Annotated in this window: 1 protein-coding gene; it reads left to right on the top strand. The window is 59.4% G+C overall.

Annotated elements, in window-relative coordinates:
• Positions 1-145 precede the first annotated feature (145 nt).
• Positions 146-367 (top strand): Ig-like domain-containing protein (locus AAC854_RS23320; protein WP_340619159.1); only part of this gene is annotated, 222 nt, incomplete at its 3' end.

A 367-nucleotide genomic window follows, 5' to 3' on the forward strand; every position in this document is an offset into this window, starting at 1 on the left:
TCAGCCGCGCCTTCATTTTGCCGGCAGCGGGGCTTTGTCCGGCAACGGGGATGAGCCGAAGATGGGGGCGATTCAGGAAGATCCGGCCAACCACGGCACCTATATTGCCACTGTGACGGCCGGGACAAAAACCGGTGAATGGACGGTGACGCCGGAGATTGACGGCAAGGCGTTTCCCAAACTGGCGGCCAAAGTAACCTTTAATCCGCTGCCAGCGGATGTGGTCAGTGAAAACCACTCCGCATTCAGTGCCACACCCGACACGCTGGAAGCCGATAACCAGCAGCAGGCCACCCTGACACTGGTGCTGAGAGACAGGCAGGATAAGCCGGTTGCCAATATTCAGCCGCGCCTTCATTTTGCCGGC

Source organism: Xenorhabdus entomophaga, from assembly GCF_037996725.1.
Taxonomy (GTDB): Bacteria; Pseudomonadota; Gammaproteobacteria; order Enterobacterales; family Enterobacteriaceae; genus Xenorhabdus; species Xenorhabdus khoisanae.